The sequence below is a fragment of the Sphingobacterium alimentarium genome (assembly GCF_004342685.1).
GTDB classification, from domain to species: domain Bacteria; phylum Bacteroidota; class Bacteroidia; order Sphingobacteriales; family Sphingobacteriaceae; genus Sphingobacterium; species Sphingobacterium alimentarium.
Map to the genome: position 1 here is coordinate 81,447 of NZ_SMBZ01000008.1, position 6,348 is coordinate 87,794.

General features: G+C 38.5%; 6 protein-coding genes. 5 read left to right on the forward strand and 1 reads right to left on the reverse strand.

Translation table 11 applies throughout. The annotated features are described in order from the left end of the window. Positions 1 to 137 precede the first annotated feature (137 nt). The 5 genes from EDC17_RS04855 to rseP all read left to right on the forward strand — a co-directional run bounded on the left by EDC17_RS04855 (position 138) and on the right by rseP (position 6,183). A complete protein-coding gene (locus EDC17_RS04855; protein ID WP_132777021.1) occupies positions 138 to 476 on the forward strand; it encodes a DUF3276 family protein in 339 nt (112 codons plus the stop codon). A gap of 125 nt (positions 477 to 601) precedes the next feature. Next, positions 602 to 2,746: a S9 family peptidase gene (locus EDC17_RS04860; RefSeq protein WP_132777022.1), complete on the forward strand. Its 2,145-nt coding sequence runs from the start codon at positions 602 to 604 to the stop codon at positions 2,744 to 2,746. Positions 2,747 to 2,905: 159 nt separating this feature from the next. Further along, complete coding sequence (locus EDC17_RS04865; RefSeq protein ID WP_132777023.1) at positions 2,906 to 3,697, forward strand: hypothetical protein; 792 nt, start codon at positions 2,906 to 2,908, stop codon at positions 3,695 to 3,697. An 8-nt stretch (positions 3,698 to 3,705) separates the two neighbouring features. Next, the gene (locus tag EDC17_RS04870; protein WP_207895684.1) at positions 3,706 to 4,869 is read left to right on the forward strand and encodes a 1-deoxy-D-xylulose-5-phosphate reductoisomerase; all 1,164 of its coding nucleotides are present in this window, start codon (positions 3,706 to 3,708) and stop codon (positions 4,867 to 4,869) included. Between the two features lie 9 nt (positions 4,870 to 4,878). Continuing rightward, positions 4,879 to 6,183, forward strand: coding sequence for an RIP metalloprotease RseP (rseP, locus tag EDC17_RS04875; RefSeq protein ID WP_132777025.1), 1,305 nt, complete (start codon positions 4,879 to 4,881; stop codon positions 6,181 to 6,183). Between the two features lie 69 nt (positions 6,184 to 6,252). On the opposite strand, the gene EDC17_RS17560 is transcribed toward rseP, so the two are convergent. Then, on the reverse strand, positions 6,253 to 6,330 hold the full coding sequence (locus tag EDC17_RS17560) for a hypothetical protein (protein WP_394343346.1): 78 nt from the start codon (positions 6,328 to 6,330) through the stop codon (positions 6,253 to 6,255). Positions 6,331 to 6,348: the final 18 nt, after the last annotated feature.

Genomic DNA, 6,348 nt, shown 5'->3' on the forward strand with positions numbered 1-6,348 from the left:
CATTGATAAAATTTGATATAAAATGGTTATTAGCAAAAAATAATTATTTTTTACAAAAAATTTGGTTCTTTAGTTAGATATATTATATATTTATGACATTAAAATATAGGATTTAAACTTAAATACTTACTAGACTAATGGGAGATTTTGAAAACAAAGAACGTGAAGAAGTATTTTCAAAAAAGGTGAGAGCTGGAAAACGTACTTATTTTTTTGATGTAAAGGCAACACGATCGAATGATTACTATGTAACCATTACAGAGAGCAAAAAGCGTTTTGAAGATGGTCAATTTATCAAACATAAAATTTTCTTATATAAAGAAGATTTTGAAAAGTTCGCAGAAGGACTATCCGACGTGGTAGAGTACATCAAATCAAACCAAGAGGTCATAGAGAAGAGATACGAGCCTAACCAAGACGATTCTGCATACGAAAGCACAGGAGAATTTGTTGCAAAAGATAATTTTTCTTTCTAACACGTTGATTCCTGTCTAAGATATAGCCACTTGCACGAGTGGCTTTTTTAATTTTAAAGATGTTACAATAAAACCTTATTTATTGTTTTCTAATCCGTTATTTTCGTACTATATAATTATTACATATGACAAATAAGTGGACTCAACTTGCCGTTGTGGGGCTGTTGTTTTTTGGAACACAGTCCTTTGCGCAGAAGAAATTAAGTTTTGATGAAGCCTGGGGTAGATCACAGACCGTCACGCAGCCTATCAATGGCTATGTAGGATGGGCGGATAATGATCACTACCTCGAGTATAACCGTCAGGAGAACAGTACATACAAAGTACATGTCAAGACTGGGCATCGCGAGATCTATGTGCCCGCAGAGAATAAAAGTACGCGTGTAATAATCAAGAAAAATGACATCTTCCTGCAATCAGCCGATGGTCAGGAGAGACAACTGACAAACTCGCCGGATGTAGAAGAACAAAACCCTACATTATCTCCTGATGGCAAATACGTAGCCTTTACCCGTAAGAGTAACCTTTATAGTGTTTCGGTCGATAATGGAAGCGAAACGCAATATACGACCGATGGTACAGATGTGATCTATAATGGTTGGTCTTCTTGGGTGTACTACGAAGAGATTCTAGGTCGACGCACAAACTATAAAGCTTTCTGGTGGTCACCAGATAGTAAGCAGATTGCCTTTATGCGTTTCGATGATACTAAAGTGCCGATGTTCCCGATTTATGTGTCCAAAGGACAGAATGGGTACTTGGAAGAGACACGTTATCCTAAGGCAGGTCAAAGTAATCCAGAAGTTAAGGTTGGATTTGTTAAAGTAGGCGATACCAATGTGGTATGGGGTGATTTTAATGAAAAAGACGACCAATATTTTGGTGAGCCATATTGGAGCTTTGACAGTAAATCGATAATGGTGCAATGGATGAATAGAGATCAAACGAATTTGAAATTCTATAGCGTAAATCCACTATCGGGTACAAAAAAAGAAATTTATAACGAAGAGCAACCAACCTGGATTAACCTTGACCATGATGAGCGCATCACGTATTTGGCGGACAACAAACATTACATTCTTAAATCCGATAAGTCTGGTTGGGCGCATTATTATTTATACACACTTGATGGTAAATTGTTGAACCCAATTACTGCTGGAGACTGGCAGGTTTCTAGTTTGCAATTTATCGATGAGAAATCTAAAGTTATTTACTTCACCGCGCGTAAAGAAAACTCCGCTACAGTGGATCTTTACCGTGTAGATTATTCGGGCAAAAACCTTAAGAGATTGACGTTCGGTGATTATACCCACCAAGTGTCAGTATCTCCGGATGGCAAATATTTTATTTCAACTTATTCGAATGTAAGTACACCAACGAAAGTTGTATTGGCAGATAATAAAGGTAAAGTAATAAAAGAACTAGCGGATTCTAAATCCTCTGATTTTGTTAATTATAAGATTGGTAAAACATCGTATTTCACTATCAAATCGGATGATGGAAAATTTGATTTACCAGTGATTATCACATATCCTGTAGATTTCGATGAGAACAAAGAATACCCAGTAATCATGAGTATCTACGGAGGCCCTGACGCTGGTTCTGTAAGAAATACGTGGAAGAATACTTCCAACAGCCCTTACGGCGGACTTTCTCAACATTGGGCTAATGAGGGTATCATTCAGATTGAATGTGATCACCGTGCTTCTGGACATTTTGGCAAGCAAGGAGTAGCTTGGATGCACCGCAATCTGGGCAACTGGGAATTGGTGGATTATATTACTGTTGCCAAATGGTTGAAAGCAAAACCTTGGGTGAAAAAAGACAAATTATTAATCACCGGCCATAGCTACGGTGGATATATGACATGTTTGGCATTGACAAAAGGAGCGGACTACTTTGATTACGGTATCGCTGGTGCTCCTGTGACGAGTTGGGATTTGTATGATACGCATTATACCGAGCGTTGGATGGATACTCCACAGGATAATGCTGAAGGTTATAAAAACGGTTCAGTATTGACATATGTCGACAAATACAAAGGCGGGTTACGCATTTTGCACGGTGATATGGATGATAATGTGCATATGCAGAATACTATTCAATTGGTGGATGCATTGACCGATAGAAATGTGCCTTTTGAATTGATGATATATCCAGGCAGTAGACATGGATGGAGCCGTTCGAAGGTGAAATATGATTTCAAAGAACGTGTTCGTTTTTACTATCAATACTTACTGGAGAAGCCTGTACCGGCAGAATTCAACTAAATAATAAATACAAAAAACCTCATGCAAATGAGGTTTTTTTGTGCATTTTGCTTTCCTATTGTAAAATTACTATTGGCTTTACAAAAATTAATAAATTCCCCTGTTTTTGGATTGATGTAATCCAAAAAATATTTCATCTTTGTATTATTATTAATCAAGATGTTAGATTTTTTAAAAGAGAGCACTTTTCGTGCTAATGATGTGTTTTTTCGCGCTTTAAACTTGTTGAAGAAACATTATATTTCTGTGGCAGGTTTATGTTTTTTGCTTTTTGTCACTAATAATCTATCGACTTATTTAGCGCTTTATCTGAGTGAGCTGACGGGGAGTGCTGTACGTTTCGTGTTATTGCTTATTTTCGTCACCTTATTTTTTGGTTTGCAATTGGTTTTGATAAAGCGCGCCATACTATTGGCCAATAATGTAGAGAAGGCGCCATTAATGACATATATCCCATCTACCAAGCAGTTCGTTCACTTTATCTTAGGATTGATTAGCTACTCGCTGATCATGGGTGTGGTGTATATATTGTGCTCTATTGTCTGCATGCCGCTCATATATATGGGAGTTGGTTTAGATACCATTACCTATGAAATCAATCCCTTGCTTACCGCGTTGATAATGATGTTTATCCTCGTGCGGATATCTTTTTTTCCTTTTTTCATTGTAGAAAATAGTTTTAGCTTTGTTCGGTCTATTAAACTTAGTATAGCTTTTACTAAGGGAAATACGATCAATTTGCTTATCTTGATGGCTATTTTAGCGTCAACGTATATGGGACAGCTGTTTTTCGAGTATATGGAGTATAGTCTATTGGCAAAAGCCATGAGTGCTGTCAATACATTTGTAATAATTCCATCTGTGAGTTTGGTGTTAGCTGTGGCCTATGTAGGGATGATAAAAGAATATAAGGGTAGTTACGATCCCGAATTGTTGAAGAATATATTATAAGAGGAGTTTTGAAGAAGAATATTGCCATTTTAGGTTCAACAGGAAGTATAGGAACACAGACGCTAGATGTAGTTAGAGCATTTCCCCATAAATTTCAAGTTTCGGTATTAACGGCCAGCAATCGTGCAGATGATTTGATAAAACAAGCTTTGGAGTTCCAACCCAAAATTGTTGTCATCATATCCGAATCTGCCTATTCTCAGGTGAAGGAAGCTCTGGCACATACCGATATCCAAGTGTGGGCAGGAGAGCAGGCACTCGTTGAAGCTGTCGAACTAGAAGAGATTGATGTCGTGTTGAATGCTATTGTGGGTTCTGCAGGACTTCGTCCTACAGTTAGAGCCATTCAGTCGGGAAAAGATATTGCGCTAGCAAATAAAGAAACCCTGGTGGTGAGCGGGGAACTTATTATGAACTTGGTGAAGCAGCATAATGTGAAAATGTTGCCTGTTGACTCCGAGCACTCTGCCATCTTTCAATGTCTGGTAGGAGAACCAAGCCCTATCGAAAAAATCTATCTTACAGCTTCTGGTGGTCCATTCAGAGGTTGGTCTCGCGAACAACTTGCTCATGTGACCAAGGCCGAAGCGTTGAAGCACCCGAACTGGACAATGGGCGCAAAGATTACAATAGATTCGGCTTCTTTAATGAATAAAGGACTTGAGGTGATTGAGGCTAAATGGTTGTTTGACTTGTCGTTAAATCAGATTGATGTAATTGTTCATCCACAATCTATTATACATTCTATTGTCCAATTTGAAGATGGATCGATGAAAGCACAGATGGGTCTTCCAGATATGAAATTACCTATTCAGTATGCTTTGACGTACCCCGAGCGTTATGCAAATAACTTCAAGAGATTCGACTTCTTAGACTATAGTCAATTGACTTTCGAAAAACCAGATCTGCATACTTTCCGCAATTTACAATTGGCATACGATGCGTTGGCGGAAGGAGGAAATAGATGCTGTGTACTGAATGCAGCAAATGAAATTGCAGTCGCTGCTTTCTTAGAAGATAAGGTGTCATTTCTTGGTATGTCCAGCATCCTAGAGGAGACATTATGTCATATCGAAAATAAAAATAACCTTAGTTTGGAGGATTATATCGCATATGACCGAGAAAGTAGAATCGTGGCACAAGATTTAATCAATAAAATAAAACATAATTAAAAATTTTAAATGGGAATATTAGTGATGGTAGGCCAGGTGATACTGGCATTGTCAATTTTAATCATACTTCATGAGTTAGGGCATTTTTTGGCTGCGCGCGCATTTGGTATTAAAGTAGAGAAGTTTTATTTATTTTTTGATGCATGGGGCGTCAAATTATTCAAATTCAAATATAAAGATTGTGAATACGGCATCGGCTGGCTTCCGCTTGGTGGTTATGTGAAAATCGCCGGAATGATCGATGAATCTATGGATACTGAGCAATTAAAACAAGAGCCTCAGCCCTGGGAATTTCGTAGTAAACCAGCTTGGCAGCGTCTGATCGTGATGCTAGGTGGTATCATTGTCAATGTTGTCGTGGGTATTTTGGTATTTTGGATGCTCGTTTTCAAATATGGAGATTCGGATTTTGATAATACCAAGTTATATGGTGTGAAACCAGGTATTATTGGTGAGAAAATCGGCATTCAAGAAGGTGATAAAATTGTTGCTGTCAATGGTAATCCGGCTACCTTGTTTCTAAAAGATTTAATGACATCGGATGTGTTGATGGGCGATGCGGTACTGAAAGTAGAGCGTCAAGGTCAATTTGTGGATATCACTCTGCCTGCGACGATGCTGAATGACGTGGCTGATCACAAGAAAAATGAATTCATAACGCCGATATTTAAGATGTTGCCTGTTGAAACTGTCGCGGAAGACTCACGTGCGCAAAAGATGGGCTTACAAAAAGGGGATAGCATTACAGCGATCAATGGTGTGCCGGTATCTCGTCTGGATGTATTCCAAGATGAAATGGCTAAAAACAAAGGTCAAGAGATTAAATTGGATATTGTACGGGGCGCTGACACCTTACAGCTAGTTGCTGCGGCAGATACTACCACTATATTGGGTTTCTCCAATCTTCCTGTAATGATGCGTCAATATTCTTTTGCGGAATCTTTCCCGGTAGGGGTGTCTAAGGCTTTTTCGATTATAACGGACAATGTAAAAGGATTCGGGAAAATTTTCAAAGGTGAAGTTCGCGCGGATAAAGCATTGTCAGGACCAGTTGGAATTGCCAAGATGTTTGGTGATGAAGTTGATTGGACTCGTTTCTGGAATCTTGTGGGTATGCTTTCTATGGCATTAGCCTTTATGAATTTGTTGCCTATTCCAGCTTTGGATGGAGGGCACGTGGTATTCTTGTTGATCGAAATGGTACAAGGTAAGCCATTAAGTGACAAAGTCCTTGAGACAGCTCAAATGATTGGTTTCTTTATTCTAATTGCATTGATGTTATTTACCTTTGGTAATGACATTATTAAGTGGTAATACCAATTCTAGATAAACAAGAAAGCCGAAACTATTAGTTTCGGCTTTCTTGTTTATATGCTTTTGCTTTCATCTTAGCGCTTGCGAGAGGCTACTTACAAAATTGACCTGTCTGCCTTTGTTGATTTCGGTAATGAAGTCCGCCAAACTTTGGCTGTCGTAACT